This window comes from Bacillus sp. ABA4_010 (assembly GCF_056159105.1).
On record NZ_JBSWUN010000003.1, the window covers coordinates 745,329 to 763,014 of the forward strand.

A 17,686-nucleotide genomic window follows, 5' to 3' on the forward strand; every position below is an offset into this window, starting at 1 on the left:
GAAGCTGTTTAAACGATGAAAAGCTGCTTGTTTATTCATTAGGTGAAAAGGTATAAAAAAATGGTGAAATTTTTGTTTAGGAATATTGCATCTTGTATTGGGTTATGATAAGATATTCCTTGTGACTCAGGTAAGCTTGCTTCCTGATGTCTTGAAAACGATGTTCCGCTGTAATGACATAGATCTACATGAGCATCTGTGGGAGGAGTTGAATTAAGCGATGCAACAATTAATTGCAGAAATCACAAAAGAACAATTAAGAACAGACCTTCCTGAGTTCCGTCCTGGTGACACTGTACGTGTACACGTAAAAGTTGTCGAGGGTACTCGTGAGCGTATCCAGCTTTTTGAAGGTGTTGTGATTAAGCGTCGTGGTGGTGGAATTAGTGAAACATTTACAGTGCGTAAGATTTCTTACGGTGTAGGTGTTGAGCGTACATTCCCAGTTCATACGCCAAAAATTGCGAAGTTAGAAGTAATTCGTCACGGTAAAGTACGTCGTGCGAAACTTTACTACTTACGTGAACTTCGTGGTAAAGCGGCACGTATTAAAGAGATTCGTCGATAATGATAAGAAGGGAGCTTGTTTAATGCAAGCTCCTTTTTTCAAATTATTGAATATAAAGTTTAAAAAACAATTTTCGTTGGTTAAAATATAGCTAGACTTTATAAATGGTTGGGGGACTGAGGATGGCCCGAGGGAAAAACGAGTTTTTTGAGTGGATAAAAGCGATTGTCATTGCTGTATTATTGGCGACAGTCATCCGATACTTTTTATTTGCGCCCATCGTTGTAGATGGTCTGTCAATGATGCCGACATTACATGACCAAAACCGGATGATTGTAAACAAATTTTCCTATAAAGTTGGCGAACCGAATCGGTTTGATATTGTCGTGTTTCATGCTGAAGTAGATAAAGATTACATAAAACGAGTCATCGGGCTTCCCGGCGATCATATTGAGTATAAAAACGATGTATTATATATTAATGGAACCGCGTATGATGAACCATATTTAGACGAATATAAACAGCAGGTGATTGACGGTCCATTGACGGAAGATTTTAAATTAGAAGATATTCTACCAGGGCAAGCAACCGTTCCAGACGGGCATTTGTTTGTCATGGGGGATAACCGCCGTTATAGTAAAGATAGTCGTCAAATTGGCTTCGTTAAAATGGAAGACGTATTAGGAGAAACAAGCCTTGTATACTGGCCGATATCAGAAGCCCGTCTTGCTGACTGACCAGTATTCGGTGCTTGCGTTTTTCTTATGTAAATATAAAGCAGGTGATAGAAAATGACCATTCAATGGTTTCCGGGACACATGGCCAAAGCAAGAAGGCAAGTAACGGAAAAACTTAAATTAATTGATATTGTATATGAATTAGTCGATGCTCGTATTCCACAATCATCTAGAAATCCGATGATTGATGAAATTATTTCAAACAAACCGCGCCTTGTTTTGCTGAATAAAGCAGATAAGGCAGATAAAGCAGCAACTGAGCAATGGCTTCAATACTTTAAATCAAAGGGCATTCCAGCTCTAGCAATTAATTCTCAAGCGGGTCAAGGAATGAAAGATATTGTGTCTGCTTCAAAAGATATCCTAAAAGAGAAGTTTGATCGGATGCAAGCAAAAGGGATTAAGAATCCTCGCGCTATTCGAGCGATGATTGTCGGAATTCCGAATGCAGGAAAGTCGACTTTAATTAATCGGTTGGCGAGTAAAAACATTGCCAAAACAGGTGACCGTCCAGGGGTTACTCAAGCTCAGCAGTGGATTAAAGTAGGGAAAGAATTAGAACTGCTCGACACACCAGGTATTTTATGGCCGAAATTCGAAGATGAGCTTGTTGGATTGAAGCTTGCAACAACAGGAGCGATTAAAGATACCATTTTAAATTTGCAAGATGTAGCTGTATATGCGTTGCGTTTTTTAAGCGCTCAATATCCGGAGCGTTTGAAAAATCGATATGGCTTAACGGACATTCCTGAGGAGATTGTAGAGCTGTTTGATGCTATCGGCTCAAAACGTGGTTGTATGATGGCTGGTGGCTTCGTTGATTATGACAAGACAGCAGAGCTTATTTTACGGGAAATACGTTCAGAGAAACTTGGACGCTTGTCGTTTGAACGTCCGGAAGATTATATGAATACAGATAAAGAAGAACTCGGCGAGAGCTGATTTGGATAAAAAGACCTTTTTCGTAAGCTTGTCGACCAGGCAAGAAACGGAAAGGTCTTTTTATCGTCCGCTGTAAAGGGAAGCATTCTTTACATTTCACATGAACAAACCGATACTATGATAAGAGAGGGAACATGATGAAAAAATCAATTCAGGAAATTAAACAGCAGCTTGCGCTAATTGAAACACCGGACGATCCGTTTTTTAAAGAATGCGAGCAAGATGAACGGAAAGGGGTTCAAACCTTAATCGCCCAAAGACGAAAATTTTTTGCGGAACAGGAGAAGCTGAAGCAACAGTTTGTAGATATGCAACAATACGAAGAAATGCTTTATGAACAAGGAATTGACCACATTGCTGGGATTGATGAAGTGGGTAGAGGACCTTTGGCAGGTCCGGTTGTTGCTGCTGCTGTGATTTTGCCCAAAACATTTTATTTGCCTGGTATAACAGATTCTAAAAAGTTGAGTGAAGCGAAACGGGAATATTTTTATGAGCTCATTCAAAAAGAAGCCGTTTCTGTTGGGATAGGTATAGTGGAAGCGGCAGAGATTGATGAGATTAATATTTATGAAGCGACAAAACGAGCGATGATTACCGCTCTTAGCAATCTAGAGGTGACCCCAGAACATCTGCTGATTGATGCTATGAATTTGCCGGTGGCGATTCCGCAGCAATCCATTATTAAAGGCGATGCGAAGAGTGTTTCCATTGCGGCAAGTTCAATTATCGCTAAAGTGACACGAGATCGAATGATGAAACAACTAGGAGAAAAGCATCCAGCATATGGTTTTGAAAAGCATATGGGGTACGGAACGAAACAGCACCTTCAGGCGATTGAAACATATGGGGTGCTGACCGAACATCGTAAATCATTTGCCCCCATTAAAGATATGAAAAACTAATGTGCTGATGTAAAGGAGGGGATGAGTGTGAGTACCATCATTTCGCCAATTTCAAAACTGTTTCAGGAAACAGCATCGTACGGCAAAGCGTTCAATTTTACCGAAGGGGACATTATAAAGGGTAAGGTGGCGAAGCTTTTTCCGAATCAAACGGCTATCGTTCAATTTGGAGGTTCCTCATTAGTGGCACAACTTCAAGCCCCTTTAACAGCGCATACGCAGTACTGGTTTGAAGTTCAAGGGAATGTGAACGGGAAGCTTCAGCTTAAGGTTATGACCGATTTGCAGCGAAGTGGGCTACAGGATGAGACAAGTGCGCTTTTAAAGGAACTTCGCTTGCCTGTAACAAAAGGCAACGAGAAGTTGCTTGCATCTTTACTTCAAAAAAATTTGCCGTTGCCCAAAAATGATGTTGCTTCAATAGCTAGGTGGGTGTCCTCTGGATCAAATCAAGAGGCGGATATATTGACAGTGGAGCAAATGATTCAACGAAAGTTACCGTTGACAAAAGAAACCTTTTTATCGCTTCGCTCTCTGCATGACGGATCTTCCTTTACAAAACAGCTCCAAACCCTTTTGGCTACCTTGGATGGAAGCGAAGGCGACAGTGCAGAAAAAATGCAGCTAAAAGAGATGGTTACTCGTGTATTATCACCGCTGGCATTAGAAAAAGGAACAGCTGCGGTAAGGGAGCTCGTTCAGCAATGGCTCACGGCAGCAAATGAACAAGAAGGACAAGCCGCTTTTTCGTTGTTGAAAAAGCTCTCCATTTTTCCAACTGACATTACATCAGAGCAAGCTATGAAGACTATTGGGCAACAGCTACAAGCATTGGCAGGCCAGGAGGTTTCTTCCGGCGGCCATGCGATGATGAAAGACGCTGCTCGTCTGTCGATTGGACAATTATTTGCATCTTTTCTTTCGCAAGAAGAGTTGGATGCACGAGCAACCGTAGCTGAAGAACGGCTCACTCAATTTTCTGGATTGACAAAAGAAGAGAAGGTGCTGGTCGATCGTCTATTGCAGCCAAATGTCCAGTCAGCGGGGGAAGCTAGCGAGTTGGCAAAGGGGCTTAAGCTTGTTCTTCAGTCACTTGGCTTGGACCACGAACATGCAGCGAATGAACTGTTCAAAAACGAAACGGCTGTATCAGGAAAAGGGGATTTACACACGCTAAAAGCCCTCCTCCTTCATTTGCAACAACATAGTACAGGGGCAACGAGAGAGTTGGCTGAGCAGCTTGTGCACAAAATTACCGGATATCAATTATCGGCCCGTGAAGATGGTCCGCTTACGAGTTTGTACATGCAGATTCCCATAGTGTTGGGGGATGAACCGCAGGATGTAATGATTCAATGGGAAGGTCGTCAATCGTCAAATGGTGAAATCGACCCGAATTATTGCCGTATTTTATTTTGTTTGCAACTGGAGCATCTTGATGAAACCATTGTGAATGTAACCGTTCAGAATAGGGTCGTTAACATTGGAATTATGAATGATAATCCGCAGCTTCCTTTCGTAATTAAAACGTTTGGACCAGAACTAAAAGAAAAGTTGTCCGCCTTAAACTATCATTTGTCTGATATTAAAGTGATGGCAGTTTCTAACGATGAGCCGCAATCCCCTGCTTTCTTGAAACGCACCTCTGTTTACGAACAGAACGGTTCATATACAGGAGTGGATATGAAAATATGAATGCAAATCAGAACAGAAAACAAGCAATTGCATTGTCTTATGAATCGTCAAAAGATGATGCCCCGAAAGTAGTTGCAAAAGGAAAAGGGTATGTAGCTGATCAAATTCTGGAACGGGCTAAGGAGCATCAAATTCCTGTGCAGGAAGATGCTTCGCTTGTAGAATTGCTTGGGCAGCTAACCATTAACGAGAAAATACCGGAAGAATTGTATCAGGCCGTTGCTGAAATTTTTGCGTATGTTTACAAAGTTGATCAACAGGTGAAAAAAGATAGCAAAGTATAACCAAAAAGCGGTTTCTTTAAAAGAGACCGTTTTTTTTGTTAAATTTCATAATTTTTTGCAGAATAGTAGACAATGTGACAAAGATTCTTATACAATGAAAGCGCAGTGTATTATTTTGGTTACATATGGTCAGGAGGATGGGAAATGAATATCCATGAGTATCAAGGAAAAGAACTCCTTAGAAAATATGGGGTAGCAGTTCCAAACGGTCGAGTGGCTTTTACGGTTGAAGAAGCAGTAGAGGCGGCAAAGGAACTTGGTTCTGAAGTGTGCGTCGTCAAAGCGCAAATTCATGCAGGGGGACGTGGGAAAGCCGGTGGTGTAAAGGTTGCTAAGAACTTAGAAGAAGTTCGTACATATGCTAACGAAATCTTAGGTAAGACACTTGTGACACACCAAACGGGCCCTGAAGGCAAAGAAGTTAAGCGTTTACTTATTGAAGAAGGCTGCGATATCCAAAAAGAATACTATATTGGTTTAGTATTGGACCGTGCCACGTCGCGTGTTGTCATGATGGCATCAGAAGAAGGTGGAACGGAGATTGAAGAAGTGGCGGCAGAAACGCCTGAAAAAATCTTCAAAGAAGTCATTGATCCAGTTGTTGGATTACAAGGATTCCAAGCTCGCAGACTAGCTTTTAATATTAATATTCCAAAAGAATTAGTAGGACAAGCTGTTAAATTTATGATGGGCTTATACCAAGTGTTTGTAGAAAAAGACTGCTCCATTGCGGAAATTAATCCGCTTGTTACAACTGGAGACGGAAAAGTGATGGCGCTTGACGCAAAATTGAATTTTGATTCAAATGCTCTTTATCGCCAAAAAGATATATTGGAATATCGTGATTTAGAAGAGGAAGATCCAAAAGAGATTGAAGCTTCTAAATACGATTTAAGTTATATTTCATTAGATGGAAATATCGGTTGTATGGTCAATGGTGCCGGTCTTGCGATGGCAACGATGGACATCATTAAGCATTACGGCGGAGACCCTGCTAACTTCCTTGATGTGGGCGGCGGTGCCACAGCAGAAAAAGTAACGGAAGCTTTCAAAATCATTCTTTCTGATCAAAACGTAAAAGGGATTTTTGTCAACATTTTTGGTGGAATCATGAAATGTGATGTCATCGCTCAAGGTGTTGTCGAGGCGACGAAACAAGTTGGTTTGAACATTCCGCTTGTTGTTCGTTTAGAAGGAACAAACGTTGATTTAGGAAAGAAAATTTTACAAGAATCCGGTTTAAACATCACAGCTGCTGAATCGATGGCAGACGGTGCACAAAAAATCGTTTCACTCGTAGGATAAGAAAGGCAGGGGACTATTGATGAGCGTTTTCATTAATAAAGACACAAAAGTTATTGTTCAAGGGATTACTGGTTCAACAGCTTTATTCCACACGAAGCAAATGATTGAATACGGAACGAAAATTGTAGGCGGAACTTCACCAGGAAAAGGCGGAACAGAAGTAGAGGGAGTACCTGTATTTAACACCGTTGCGCAAGCAGTTGAAAAAACAGGCGCTAATGCTTCGGTTATCTATGTTCCAGCTCCGTTTGCTGCAGATGCGATTTTAGAAGCGGTAGATGCTGAACTTGATGTAGTTATTTGTATTACAGAGCATATTCCAGTCTTGGATATGGTTAAAGTGAAGCGTTATATGGAAGGTAAAAAAACTCGTCTTGTCGGGCCGAACTGCCCTGGTGTCATTACGCCTGAAGAGTGTAAAATCGGGATTATGCCAGGCTATATCCATACGAAAGGCCATGTAGGAGTTGTGTCACGCTCCGGTACATTAACGTACGAAGCTGTTCATCAGTTAACAGAAGCGGGAATTGGTCAGTCTACTGCGGTTGGTATCGGTGGGGACCCAGTAAACGGGACAAACTTCATTGATGTATTAAAAGCATTTAACGAAGATGAAGATACGTATGCTGTTATCATGATTGGCGAGATTGGCGGTACCGCAGAAGAAGAAGCGGCAGAATGGGTGAAAGCGAATATGACGAAGCCGGTAGTAGGCTTCATCGGCGGTCAAACAGCCCCTCCAGGAAAGCGTATGGGCCATGCTGGCGCAATTATTTCAGGTGGTAAAGGGACAGCTGCTGAAAAAATTAAAACGATGAATGAGTGCGGTATTAAAGTTGCTGACACACCTTCTGTTATGGGTGAAACGTTAATTTCTGTTTTAAAAGAAAAAGGGCTTTACGAAAAATGTAAAACTCATTAATAATGTATCCTATAAGGACATACCGGTTTATCTTATAGAAAACCGGTATGTCCTTATGCCAATTATCTACTCCGATAGTTTTCTTCTTCCTTTCCCCTAACAGGCTCCTGTATTGATACACTACGACATTTAGGAGGTAGGTACGTAATGAAAGATGGATTTAAAAAGAAATTGATTCATTTGACCCATTGCAGAGGGATTGGATGGAAGTCCATTCGAAAACTTCTGCAATCAGACCCTTCACTGCAACACCTCTACAGTTGGTCCCCTGAACAGCTTCAAACTATTCTCCAACTCCCTTCTTATCATTTCAATGAGTTTAATAAAGATTTGCAAACGATGTCAATTGAAGCTATTCTAAATGAATATGAACAGGAGCAAATTCACTGTATCTCTTATGTGGATGATGCTTATCCATCGTTACTGAAATCGATTTATGATCCTCCTTGGGTACTTTATGCAAAGGGAGATATTAGTCTTTTATCGTTTCATAAAAAAATTAGCGCAGTCGGTACAAGAGATGCTTCACCGTATGGATATCAATCGTTAGTTAAAGTGCTGCAACCACTCGTATCAACTGGTTGGCTCATCGTCAGCGGCTTGGCGTCAGGCATTGACACAGCTGCGCATAAACTGGCTATTGAAGCACAAGGGAAAACAATTGCGGTTTTAGGAAGCGGTTTTTATCATATTTATCCGAAGAAAAATGAAGCATTAGCTTTTGCAATCGGAAACAGCCATTTGTTAATATCTGAGTATCCGCCCTTTCAAAAGCCGAATCGCTGGGCGTTTCCGATGAGAAATCGGATTATTAGTGGATTAACAAGAGGCACCGTGATTATTCAAGCGAAAGAAAGAAGCGGTTCGCTCATTACAGCTGAACTTGCGCTCCAGCAAGGGCGGGAAGTATTCGCTGTTCCGGGTCCTGTAACGGATGAACGTTCTACTGGCACGAACCGTTTAATACAGCAAGGAGCCAAACTTGTGCATACAGCAGAAGATATTTTATCGGAACTTTATGTATATATGGGGAGTGACAAAAAGTAAACAGGTTGCCTAATGATTTCATTTAATGGTAAGGTAATATACAAATTCATATGTATAGAAAAAGGGTTTCGACTTTATAATGAAGAAAAGAGAATTGAGCACAGCATACAATTCAACATTGGGGAAGCGAGTTGCGAATAAAGATTTTTTATGCAAAAACTCCTTTTTGGGAGAGTTTTTGCCATAAAAAGATGAATTGTCGTTTGACAAACCATATTGGAATATTTAATAATAATGAAGATTTTATTTTACCTCTTGAGGAGGAGCATTGATGTCTGACTACCTAGTAATAGTAGAGTCGCCTGCAAAGGCAAAAACAATTGAACGATATTTAGGAAAAAAATATAAAGTGAAAGCCTCTATGGGGCATGTTCGAGATTTACCGAAAAGCCAGATGGGGATTGACATTGAACATGAATATGAACCAAAATATATTACCATCCGAGGAAAAGGCCCTGTTTTAAAGGAACTAAAGTCTGCTGCTAAAAAAGCGAAGAAAATTTACCTCGCAGCTGACCCGGATCGTGAGGGGGAAGCGATTGCTTGGCATCTTGCCCATACATTAGATATTGATGTTACATCAGACTGCCGGGTGGTTTTTAATGAAATTACGAAAGATGCGATTAAAGAATCGTTTAAACATCCACGGGCTATTAACATGGATTTAGTAGATGCCCAGCAGGCTCGCCGCATTCTTGACCGTCTCGTTGGGTATAATATTAGTCCGCTTTTATGGAAAAAAGTAAAAAAAGGTTTAAGTGCAGGGAGAGTTCAATCGGTAGCTGTTCGCATGATTATCGAGCGAGAGAATGAAATTAATCAATTTGAACCAGAAGAATATTGGACGGTAAATGCTACGTTCCAAAAAGATAAAGATCAGTTTGAAGCTAGTCTCATAGAGTACAATGGCAAAAAAGTAAATCTTTCAAAAGAAGAAGATGTAAAAGCTGTTTTAGCTAATTTAGCTGGCAATGAGTTCCAAATTAAAACGGTAACCAAAAAGGAACGAAAGCGTAATCCGGCTCTGCCATTTACAACATCTTCCTTACAACAGGAAGCAGCAAGGAAATTAAACTTCCGCGCGAAAAAGACAATGATGATTGCCCAACAGCTATACGAAGGAATTGATCTTGGCAAAGAAGGAACAGTCGGTTTAATTACATACATGAGAACAGATTCCACTCGCATTTCAGAAACTGCCCAAAATGAAGCACGTGACTATGTCATGCAATCATTTGGACAAGAGTATGTAAACGAGGAAAAGAGAAAAGAAAAAAAGAACGCAAAATCTCAAGATGCCCATGAAGCAATTCGTCCAACCTCGACTCAGCGGAAGCCTGCTGAAATAAAAGAATTTTTATCTCGAGACCAATACCGTTTATACAAGTTGATTTGGGAGCGGTTTTTAGCAAGCCAAATGGCTCCGGCTATTATGGATACGATGGCTGTCGATTTGGAGAATTCAGGTGTAGTGTTTCGAGCGAATGGATCGAAGGTTAAGTTTCCTGGTTTCATGAAGGTATATGTAGAGGGAAGCGACGATCAAGTCGAAGAAAAGGAAAATATGCTTCCGGACATCGAAAAAGGAGAAACCGCTTTCTCTAAAGATATTGAACCGAAGCAGCATTTCACACAGCCGCCTCCTCGCTATACGGAAGCAAGGCTCGTAAAAACCCTTGAAGAGTTAGGGATAGGTCGTCCGTCGACGTATGCCCCTACTTTAGACACCATTCAAAAACGCGGATATGTAGCGCTTGAGAATAAACGCTTCGTTCCGACTGAATTGGGCCAAATTGTATTGGAGCTCATTTTAGAGTTCTTCCCTGAGGTTATTGATGCCGAATTTACGGCAAAAATGGAAACAAGTCTTGATAATGTTGAAGACGGTGAAGTACAATGGGTGAAGGTTATTGATGACTTCTACAAAGGGTTCGAAGGAAACTTGAAAAAAGCGGAAGCTGAAATGAAAGAAGTCGAAATCAAAGATGAACCGGCTGGAGAAGATTGTGAACTTTGCGGTTCTGAGATGGTTTATAAAATGGGACGTTACGGAAAATTCATGGCATGCTCTAATTTCCCAGAATGTCGCAACACCAAACCGATTGTGAAGCAAATTGGTGTAGATTGTCCAACATGTCAAGAAGGAAACATTGTTGAGCGTAAGTCGAAAAAGAAACGTACGTTTTATGGATGCGATCGTTTTCCGGAATGTGATTTTGTTTCTTGGGATAAGCCAATTGCAAGGAAGTGTCCAAAGTGTGAGCACTTACTTGTCGAGAAAAAACAAAAGAATGGAATGCAAGTCGTTTGTACAAACTGTGACTATAAAGAAGAAACTCAAGGTTAGGATACGTGGTGAGCATATCTTTTGCTCGCCTCTTTATATGTGACGAAAGTTTTTTAGAGCATGTCCGGATTGCAGTGCGGACAGCGATAGTATTCAAATATTCTCGTTAAAAGATAAGCAAAGAAGTAATGAAATGTTGGAGGATTCAAATATGAGTGAACAACAAGTAGTAAATGTCATTGGAGCAGGTTTGGCAGGAAGTGAAGCAGCTTGGCAAATCGCCAAACGTGGGATTAAGGTCCATCTGTATGAAATGAGACCAGTAAAACAGACACCTGCCCACCATACGGATAAATTTGCCGAATTAGTGTGTAGTAACTCACTGCGTGCAAATACGTTGACGAATGCAGTCGGAGTACTAAAGGAAGAGATGCGCCGCCTTGATTCGGTTATTATCCGTTCAGCTGATGAGTGTGCTGTTCCTGCAGGAGGCGCTCTTGCGGTGGATCGTCATGAATTTGCAGCGCGTGTTACAGAGTCTGTGAAGAACCATCCAAATGTGACAGTATTTAATGAAGAAATTACAGAGATTCCAGAGGGGCCGACAGTCATCGCGACAGGTCCATTAACGTCTAAAGCTTTATCAGAACAGCTCAGAGGCTTAACGGGAGAAGATTACCTTTATTTCTATGATGCGGCTGCACCAATTCTTGAAAAAGAAAGCATTGACATGGAGAAAGTTTATTTAAAATCTCGCTACGACAAAGGGGAAGCAGCTTACTTAAATTGCCCGATGACGGAAGAAGAATTCGAACGTTTTTACGAAGCGTTAATTGCGGCAGAAACGGTTCCTTTAAAAGAATTTGAAAAAGAAATTTATTTTGAAGGGTGCATGCCAATTGAAGTAATGGCTGGACGCGGAAAGAAAACAATGCTGTTTGGTCCGATGAAGCCAGTAGGACTTGAAGATCCTAAAACAGGGAAACGCCCATTCGCTGTTGTCCAACTTCGCCAAGATGATGCAGCAGGTACGCTTTACAATATCGTTGGTTTTCAAACTCATTTGAAATGGGGAGCGCAAAAAGAAGTCATTCGACTCATTCCTGGGTTAGAAAATGCAGAGATTGTCCGCTACGGAGTTATGCACCGAAACACATTTATTAACTCACCTCGATTATTAAAGCCAACGTATCAATATCGTGAGCGGGACAACTTATTCTTCGCTGGTCAAATGACGGGCGTAGAAGGGTATGTGGAATCTGCTGCAAGTGGATTGATGGCAGGAATGAATGCGGCTCGTCTTGTACTTGGTGAAGAAATGGTTGTTCTTCCACAAGAAACAGCGATGGGAAGCATGGCGCATTACATTACAAATGCTAATCCAGATAATTTCCAGCCGATGAACGCTAATTTTGGGATCTTTAAAGAATTGGACGTTCGCATTAAAAACAAGCAAGAGCGCTATGCGAAGTATGCTGAACGAGCGTTGGAAACAATTCAGAATTTTGTAAAAAAATAAACGAAATCATTTGCACAGGCTACTAAATTGTGATACTATTTAGTAGCCTTTGTGGGGTGATGCCAATGATAAATGTTAAATATTTTTTAAATTCCTTTCTTGAATATTTACAAATAGAAAAAAATTATTCAAAATATACAATTGTGTGTTATGAGCAAGATATCAATTTATTTGTAGAGTTTTTAAATGAAGAAAGTATTGAAGGTATACAACATGTTACATACTCGGATGTTCGACTTTTTTTAACAAAATTATATGAAAAAAGTTATTCCAAACGATCGGTGGCGCGAAAAATCTCTTCATTAAGAAGTTTTTATCGCTTTTTGTTACGTGAAAAACTTGTGAAGGAAAATCCGTTTACCCTTGTATCCTTGCCAAAAAAGGAACATAAAAATCCGAATTTCCTGTATCAAGAAGAGATGGAGCAATTGTTTGAAGCATCTGATTTGAGCGAACCGCTGGGGCAACGTGATCAAGCTATTCTAGAAGTGCTGTATGCCACTGGAATAAGGGTGAGTGAATGTGCCAAAATTCACTTATCAGATATCGATTTTTCTATGCAAATCATTCTCGTACATGGAAAAGGGAATAAGCAGCGTTATGTCCCATTTGGGAATTATGCTAAAAAAGCTTTGGAGATATACATAGAGGATGGGCGTAAAAAGCTGTTGCAAAAAGCCTCTTCTGATATGAATACAAAAGTGCTTTTCCTAAACCATCGCGGGGGACCTTTGACTACGAGAGGCATTCGTCTTGTAATGGACCGTTTGGTGAAAAAAACATCGCAAACGACTAGAATAAGTCCGCACACGTTAAGGCATACGTTTGCCACTCATTTGCTAAACGAGGGAGCGGATTTAAGAACAGTGCAGGAATTGCTTGGGCATGAACACTTGTCTACAACTCAAATCTATACGCACGTTACAAAAGATCGTTTACGCACCGTTTATATGAATCATCATCCTCGTGCGTAACGCTCGAAAACGGGAAACTTTTGTCATGAACAATTTCATGTTTTGTTAATTCCGAAGAAAGCGGAGGAGGGGTTTTATGTCTACTTTTCATGCGACAACTATATTTGCTATACAGCATAACGGCAAGTGCGCAATGTCAGGTGACGGTCAGGTGACGTTTGGAAATGCGGTCGTGATGAAGCACACTGCTAAAAAAGTGCGCCGACTTTTTCAAGGGAAAGTATTAGCGGGATTTGCAGGGTCTGTGGCAGATGCTTTTACCTTGTTTGAAATGTTTGAAGGCAAGCTTGAAGAATATAACGGAAACTTGCAACGTGCAGCGGTTGAACTAGCGAAGCAGTGGCGTAGTGATAAAGTTCTCCATAAACTGGAGGCGATGCTTATCGTTATGAACGAAGAACATTTGTTGCTTATATCGGGAACTGGTGAGGTAATTGAGCCGGATGATGGAATTTTAGCTATTGGATCCGGAGGTCATTATGCCTTATCAGCCGGCCGTGCTTTAAAGAAGCATGCGGCAGCGCATCTATCTGCTAAGGAGATTGCGAAGGCGGCTTTGGAAATTGCAAGTGAAATTTGTGTGTATACAAATGAGCATATTATTGTAGAAGAATTGTAGAGGGGGGATTTGCTGTGAAGACGAACTTAACTCCAAGACAAATTGTTGAAAAGTTAGATCAGTACATTGTTGGTCAAACAAAAGCAAAAAAAGCGGTAGCAGTCGCACTTCGAAACCGTTATCGCCGCAGTTTACTTGCTGAAGATTTAAGAGATGAGGTCGTTCCAAAAAACATCTTAATGATGGGTCCTACAGGAGTTGGAAAAACGGAGATTGCGCGCCGTCTTGCTAAGCTTGTTGGTGCTCCTTTCATTAAGGTTGAAGCGACGAAATTTACGGAAGTTGGCTATGTCGGAAGAGATGTTGAATCAATGGTCAGAGATTTGGTGGAAACGTCTGTACGACTTATCAAGGAAGAAAAAATGCATGCCGTTCGAGATAAGGCAGAAGATAATGCCAACAAACGTCTTGTTGAACTACTTGTTCCGACTGATCGTAAGCAGCAAAATTTCAAAAATCCATTTGAGATGTTGTTTGGCCAAAATCAAACACCACCACCACCGCAAGAATCTACAAATGAAGAAGCCTCGCTTGAAATGAAAAGAAGACAAATGGCCCATCAGCTTGCGCTCGGTGAATTAGAAGACCATTATGTGACAATTGAAGTAGAAGAGCAGCAAGCATCTATGTTTGACATGCTTCAAGGGTCGGGTATGGAACAGATGGGGATGAACATCCAAGATGCATTAGGAAGTCTCATGCCTAAAAAACAAAAAAAGAGACGATTGACTGTAAGAGAAGCGCGTAAAGTGTTAACGAATGAGGAAGCTCAAAAGTTAATTGACATGGATGAAGTCACACAAGAAGCGGTGAATAGAGCAGAGCAGTACGGCATCATTTTCATTGATGAGATTGATAAGATTGCTCGAAAAAACAGTCAGTCCTCATCGGCTGATGTATCACGAGAAGGGGTTCAGCGCGATATCTTACCGATTGTTGAAGGGTCAACAATTGTCACAAAATATGGACCAGTGAAAACAGACCATGTTCTGTTTGTGGCAGCAGGTGCTTTTCATTTGTCTAAGCCATCTGATCTTATTCCGGAGTTGCAAGGCCGCTTTCCAATTCGTGTGGAGTTAACAAAGCTAAACGTAGAAGACTTCATTCGGATTTTAACGGAGCCTGATAATGCTCTCTTAAAGCAATATCGAGCATTATTGGAAACAGAGGGTATACAAATTGAATTTTCTGACGATGCTATACGTAAGATTGCTGAGATCGCCTATCAAGTAAATCAAGATACGGATAATATTGGCGCTCGTCGTCTTCATACCATCATGGAGCGACTGCTGGAAGATTTATCGTTCGAAGCACCGGATGTAACGATGGAAAAAATTATCATTACTCCGCAATATGTAGAAGAGAAACTTGGAACAATTGTGAAAAATAAAGACTTAAGTCAATTTATTTTATAAGGTTCGCCTTCCATTATAGGCGGTTGGCTGTATAATCAAGCTCTTTAATGTGATATATCTAATAAAAAGGACATCATAGAGCCACATAAAATGAATAAAGGAAGAAATTCAGGAGGAAGAAAGATGGATTTATTATCTAGAACTAGAAAAATTAATGCAATGTTGCAAAGAGCTGCGGGTAAACCGGTAAACTTTAAAGAAATGGCTGAAACACTTCGTGAAGTTATTGAATCAAACGTATTTGTTGTAAGCCGCCGTGGGAAACTATTAGGTGTTGCGATTAAACAACAAATTGAAAATGAGCGTATAAAGAAAATGTTAGTAGATCGTCAATTCCCAGAGGAGTACACGAAAAATCTATTTAACATTAATGAAACATCGTCTAATTTAAATGTTGAAAGTGAATACACAGCTTTTCCTATCGAAAACAAAGAATTGTTTGAAACTGGCTTAACAACGATTGTGCCAATTATCGGAGGCGGGGAGCGACTTGGTACATTAATTTTAGCCCGTCTTGAGCAACGTTTTGAAGATGATGACTTAATTTTAGCTGAATATGGTGCAACAGTTGTCGGGATGGAAATCTTAAGAGAGAAAGCTGAAGAAATCGAAGTTGAAGCGCGCAGTAAAGCAGTTGTGCAAATGGCAATCAGCTCTCTATCTTATAGTGAATTGGAAGCAATTGAGCACATCTTTGAAGAATTGAACGGAAACGAAGGGTTGCTAGTAGCGAGTAAGATCGCTGATCGTGTAGGTATTACGCGTTCGGTTATCGTAAATGCGCTTCGTAAGCTAGAAAGTGCAGGCGTAATTGAATCTCGTTCTCTTGGAATGAAGGGGACATATATTAAAGTGTTAAATGATAAGTTTTTAGTAGAACTTGCAAAGTTAAAGTCTAACTAAAAGGCAACAATACTTTAGGAAACTTTATAAAAATATAAAAAAGGAAATTCGTCAAGTGACTAGTCACTTGACGAATTTCCTTTTTTTGGTCTCTTCTCTTCAATGTAAATGACCTTCATAATAAAAGAAACATTAAGTAATCCTGATATGGAAGAGAACTTCATTTTATCCAGTTGGTTTAGTCGAGTGTGATAAAAGTCACGGTTGTTGAAAAGGAATTCAGTTATAATGATTCATTATTCCTAAATAGTGAAAATGAATTGTAAATTTGTTTTAAATTTTGTGAGGTAAATGTAAAAAAAGTCTTAAAGACATGGACAAGTTGGGGTGTTTTCTTTACAATATGAGGTAAAGATAGAAAGTCGAATTTTGTCAAAAAAAATAGAAAAAAAAGGAAGAAAAATGGGGAGATTTAATTGAAGATTTTTTCCAATACATTTCAAGCGCTAGAACAAGGACTAAATTATTCGTCTTTAAAACAAAAGACGATTTCCCAAAATATAGCGAATGTTGATACACCTAATTATAAAGCAAAAGATGTCTCGTTCCAAACAGCTTTTCAAGAAGCGAAAGGGAATGTATTTGAAGCGAAACGAACAGATGTGAGACATTATAATTTTTCCTCTTCGTCGTCTTCAAACTTTGTGATTGAACAGCGAAAAGGGTCTTATCAGCATAACGGTAATAGCGTCGATATGGACAAAGAAATGTCGGAACTAGCTGAAAATCAAATTTATTATCAAGCCTTAACGGAACGGTTGAACGGCAAATTTAATTCATTAAAAACAGTCATCCAAGGAGGAAGATAAGCATGTCTATTTTTCATAGTATGAACATTACGTCTTCCGCTTTAACGGCACAGCGATTAAAGATGGATGTCATTTCTTCAAATATGGCGAATGTTGATACAACAAGAGGAAAGTTTGTGAACGGACAATGGGAACCTTATCGTCGAAAAATGGTCGTTACAGAACCAAATCAATCTTTTTCAAATGTTCTAAATCAAGCGATGAGCAGTGAGGCACGAGGCATTGGTAATGGCGTGAAGGTGACAAAAATTACGGAAGATCAAACGCCATTTAAGCTTGTGTATAATCCTGAGCATCCCGATGCAGATAATCAAGGATATGTGCAAATGCCAAATGTGGACCCTTTAAAAGAAATGGTCGATTTAATTAGCTCCACTCGTTCGTATGAAGCGAATGTTACAGTGTTGAACGCGACAAAAGGAATGCTGATGAAAGCATTGGAAATTGGTAAATAGGGGAGAAGTTAAATGATTCAGTCAGTCATTAATAGCACACAGGCAGTTCAGCCTTCAATGGCAAATGTAAAGCCGACAAATACGGTTAATCAATCAACACAATCGTTTAGTTCTTTTTTGAAACAATCAATTAATGAAATTAACGAGTCCCAGGCTGCATCGGATGCGGCTACTGAAAAATTAGTAAAGGGCGAGTCCGTTGATTTACATCAAGTAATGATTGCATCACAGAAGGCGAGCATTATGCTTCAAACTGCCATCGAAGTTCGGAACAAAGCGATAGAAGCTTATCAAGAAACGATGAGAATGCAAGTATAATAACCATGTGCCGCTTTGTTCTATAAGATAGCCTGTGAGCGG

The 17,686-nt window shown here is 40.2% G+C and carries 18 protein-coding genes; all 18 read left to right on the forward strand.

Translation table 11 applies throughout. The features are described 5' to 3' along the window. Positions 1–220 precede the first annotated feature (220 nt). The 18 genes from rplS (at position 221) to fliE (ending at position 17,644) form a co-directional block, all read left to right on the forward strand. On the forward strand, positions 221–568 hold the full coding sequence (rplS, locus tag ACXAEO_RS04965) for a 50S ribosomal protein L19 (RefSeq protein WP_474878674.1): 348 nt from the start codon (positions 221–223) through the stop codon (positions 566–568). A gap of 122 nt (positions 569–690) precedes the next feature. Beyond that, complete coding sequence (lepB, locus tag ACXAEO_RS04970) at positions 691–1,245, forward strand: signal peptidase I (RefSeq protein ID WP_474878677.1); 555 nt, start codon at positions 691–693, stop codon at positions 1,243–1,245. A gap of 54 nt (positions 1,246–1,299) precedes the next feature. Beyond that, complete coding sequence (gene ylqF, locus ACXAEO_RS04975) at positions 1,300–2,187, forward strand: ribosome biogenesis GTPase YlqF (RefSeq protein WP_474878679.1); 888 nt, start codon at positions 1,300–1,302, stop codon at positions 2,185–2,187. Between the two features lie 134 nt (positions 2,188–2,321). Further along, entirely contained in the window at positions 2,322–3,092 is a 771-nt protein-coding gene (locus ACXAEO_RS04980) for a ribonuclease HII (RefSeq protein WP_474878681.1), read from the forward strand. A gap of 27 nt (positions 3,093–3,119) precedes the next feature. Next, a complete protein-coding gene (locus ACXAEO_RS04985; RefSeq protein ID WP_474878684.1) occupies positions 3,120–4,787 on the forward strand; it encodes a hypothetical protein in 1,668 nt (555 codons plus the stop codon). After that, positions 4,784–5,071 (forward strand): EscU/YscU/HrcU family type III secretion system export apparatus switch protein, encoded by a 288-nt coding sequence (locus tag ACXAEO_RS04990; RefSeq protein WP_474878686.1) that lies wholly within the window; start codon positions 4,784–4,786, stop codon positions 5,069–5,071. The genes ACXAEO_RS04985 and ACXAEO_RS04990 overlap by 4 nt, the downstream gene beginning before the upstream one ends. 144 nt (positions 5,072–5,215) lie before the next feature. Continuing rightward, positions 5,216–6,376 (forward strand): ADP-forming succinate--CoA ligase subunit beta, encoded by a 1,161-nt coding sequence (sucC, locus tag ACXAEO_RS04995; RefSeq protein WP_474878689.1) that lies wholly within the window; start codon positions 5,216–5,218, stop codon positions 6,374–6,376. A 19-nt stretch (positions 6,377–6,395) separates the two neighbouring features. Beyond that, positions 6,396–7,298: a succinate--CoA ligase subunit alpha gene (gene sucD, locus ACXAEO_RS05000; RefSeq protein ID WP_474878691.1), complete on the forward strand. Its 903-nt coding sequence runs from the start codon at positions 6,396–6,398 to the stop codon at positions 7,296–7,298. A gap of 147 nt (positions 7,299–7,445) precedes the next feature. After that, on the forward strand, positions 7,446–8,345 hold the full coding sequence (gene dprA / locus ACXAEO_RS05005) for a DNA-processing protein DprA (protein ID WP_474878693.1): 900 nt from the start codon (positions 7,446–7,448) through the stop codon (positions 8,343–8,345). Positions 8,346–8,616: 271 nt separating this feature from the next. Beyond that, the gene (gene topA / locus ACXAEO_RS05010) at positions 8,617–10,692 is read left to right on the forward strand and encodes a type I DNA topoisomerase (protein WP_474878695.1); all 2,076 of its coding nucleotides are present in this window, start codon (positions 8,617–8,619) and stop codon (positions 10,690–10,692) included. Positions 10,693–10,843: 151 nt separating this feature from the next. Then, complete coding sequence (gene trmFO / locus ACXAEO_RS05015; RefSeq protein ID WP_474878697.1) at positions 10,844–12,151, forward strand: FADH(2)-oxidizing methylenetetrahydrofolate--tRNA-(uracil(54)-C(5))-methyltransferase TrmFO; 1,308 nt, start codon at positions 10,844–10,846, stop codon at positions 12,149–12,151. Positions 12,152–12,216: 65 nt separating this feature from the next. Next, a complete protein-coding gene (gene xerC / locus ACXAEO_RS05020; RefSeq protein WP_474878701.1) occupies positions 12,217–13,125 on the forward strand; it encodes a tyrosine recombinase XerC in 909 nt (302 codons plus the stop codon). Positions 13,126–13,201: 76 nt separating this feature from the next. Beyond that, positions 13,202–13,744, forward strand: a complete 543-nt coding sequence (gene hslV, locus ACXAEO_RS05025) for an ATP-dependent protease subunit HslV (protein ID WP_474878704.1) — start codon at positions 13,202–13,204, stop codon at positions 13,742–13,744. Positions 13,745–13,758: 14 nt separating this feature from the next. Then, positions 13,759–15,159: an HslU--HslV peptidase ATPase subunit gene (gene hslU, locus ACXAEO_RS05030; RefSeq protein WP_474878706.1), complete on the forward strand. Its 1,401-nt coding sequence runs from the start codon at positions 13,759–13,761 to the stop codon at positions 15,157–15,159. A 123-nt stretch (positions 15,160–15,282) separates the two neighbouring features. Beyond that, on the forward strand, positions 15,283–16,062 hold the full coding sequence (gene codY / locus ACXAEO_RS05035) for a GTP-sensing pleiotropic transcriptional regulator CodY (protein ID WP_474878710.1): 780 nt from the start codon (positions 15,283–15,285) through the stop codon (positions 16,060–16,062). A 416-nt stretch (positions 16,063–16,478) separates the two neighbouring features. Further along, on the forward strand, positions 16,479–16,871 hold the full coding sequence (gene flgB / locus ACXAEO_RS05040) for a flagellar basal body rod protein FlgB (protein ID WP_474878712.1): 393 nt from the start codon (positions 16,479–16,481) through the stop codon (positions 16,869–16,871). Between the two features lie 2 nt (positions 16,872–16,873). Continuing rightward, positions 16,874–17,326: a flagellar basal body rod protein FlgC gene (gene flgC, locus ACXAEO_RS05045; protein ID WP_474878714.1), complete on the forward strand. Its 453-nt coding sequence runs from the start codon at positions 16,874–16,876 to the stop codon at positions 17,324–17,326. A 57-nt stretch (positions 17,327–17,383) separates the two neighbouring features. After that, on the forward strand, positions 17,384–17,644 hold the full coding sequence (gene fliE, locus ACXAEO_RS05050; protein ID WP_474883975.1) for a flagellar hook-basal body complex protein FliE: 261 nt from the start codon (positions 17,384–17,386) through the stop codon (positions 17,642–17,644). Positions 17,645–17,686: the final 42 nt, after the last annotated feature.

Excerpts from the sequence above, each read along its gene's own strand:
- sucC (WP_474878689.1), top strand. The coding sequence starts at position 5,216 with ATGAATATCCATGAGTATCAAGGAAAAGAACTCCTTAGAAAATATGGG.
- dprA (WP_474878693.1), top strand. The coding sequence starts at position 7,446 with ATGAAAGATGGATTTAAAAAGAAATTGATTCATTTGACCCATTGCAGA.
- lepB (WP_474878677.1), top strand. The coding sequence starts at position 691 with ATGGCCCGAGGGAAAAACGAGTTTTTTGAGTGGATAAAAGCGATTGTC.
- trmFO (WP_474878697.1), top strand. The coding sequence starts at position 10,844 with ATGAGTGAACAACAAGTAGTAAATGTCATTGGAGCAGGTTTGGCAGGA.
- rplS (WP_474878674.1), top strand. The coding sequence starts at position 221 with ATGCAACAATTAATTGCAGAAATCACAAAAGAACAATTAAGAACAGAC.
- codY (WP_474878710.1), top strand. The coding sequence starts at position 15,283 with ATGGATTTATTATCTAGAACTAGAAAAATTAATGCAATGTTGCAAAGA.
- xerC (WP_474878701.1), top strand. The coding sequence starts at position 12,217 with ATGATAAATGTTAAATATTTTTTAAATTCCTTTCTTGAATATTTACAA.
- ACXAEO_RS04990 (WP_474878686.1), top strand. The coding sequence starts at position 4,784 with ATGAATGCAAATCAGAACAGAAAACAAGCAATTGCATTGTCTTATGAA.
- ACXAEO_RS04980 (WP_474878681.1), top strand. The coding sequence starts at position 2,322 with ATGATGAAAAAATCAATTCAGGAAATTAAACAGCAGCTTGCGCTAATT.
- sucD (WP_474878691.1), top strand. The coding sequence starts at position 6,396 with ATGAGCGTTTTCATTAATAAAGACACAAAAGTTATTGTTCAAGGGATT.
- flgC (WP_474878714.1), top strand. The coding sequence starts at position 16,874 with ATGTCTATTTTTCATAGTATGAACATTACGTCTTCCGCTTTAACGGCA.
- ylqF (WP_474878679.1), top strand. The coding sequence starts at position 1,300 with ATGACCATTCAATGGTTTCCGGGACACATGGCCAAAGCAAGAAGGCAA.
- hslV (WP_474878704.1), top strand. The coding sequence starts at position 13,202 with ATGTCTACTTTTCATGCGACAACTATATTTGCTATACAGCATAACGGC.
- topA (WP_474878695.1), top strand. The coding sequence starts at position 8,617 with ATGTCTGACTACCTAGTAATAGTAGAGTCGCCTGCAAAGGCAAAAACA.
- fliE (WP_474883975.1), top strand. The coding sequence starts at position 17,384 with ATGGCAAATGTAAAGCCGACAAATACGGTTAATCAATCAACACAATCG.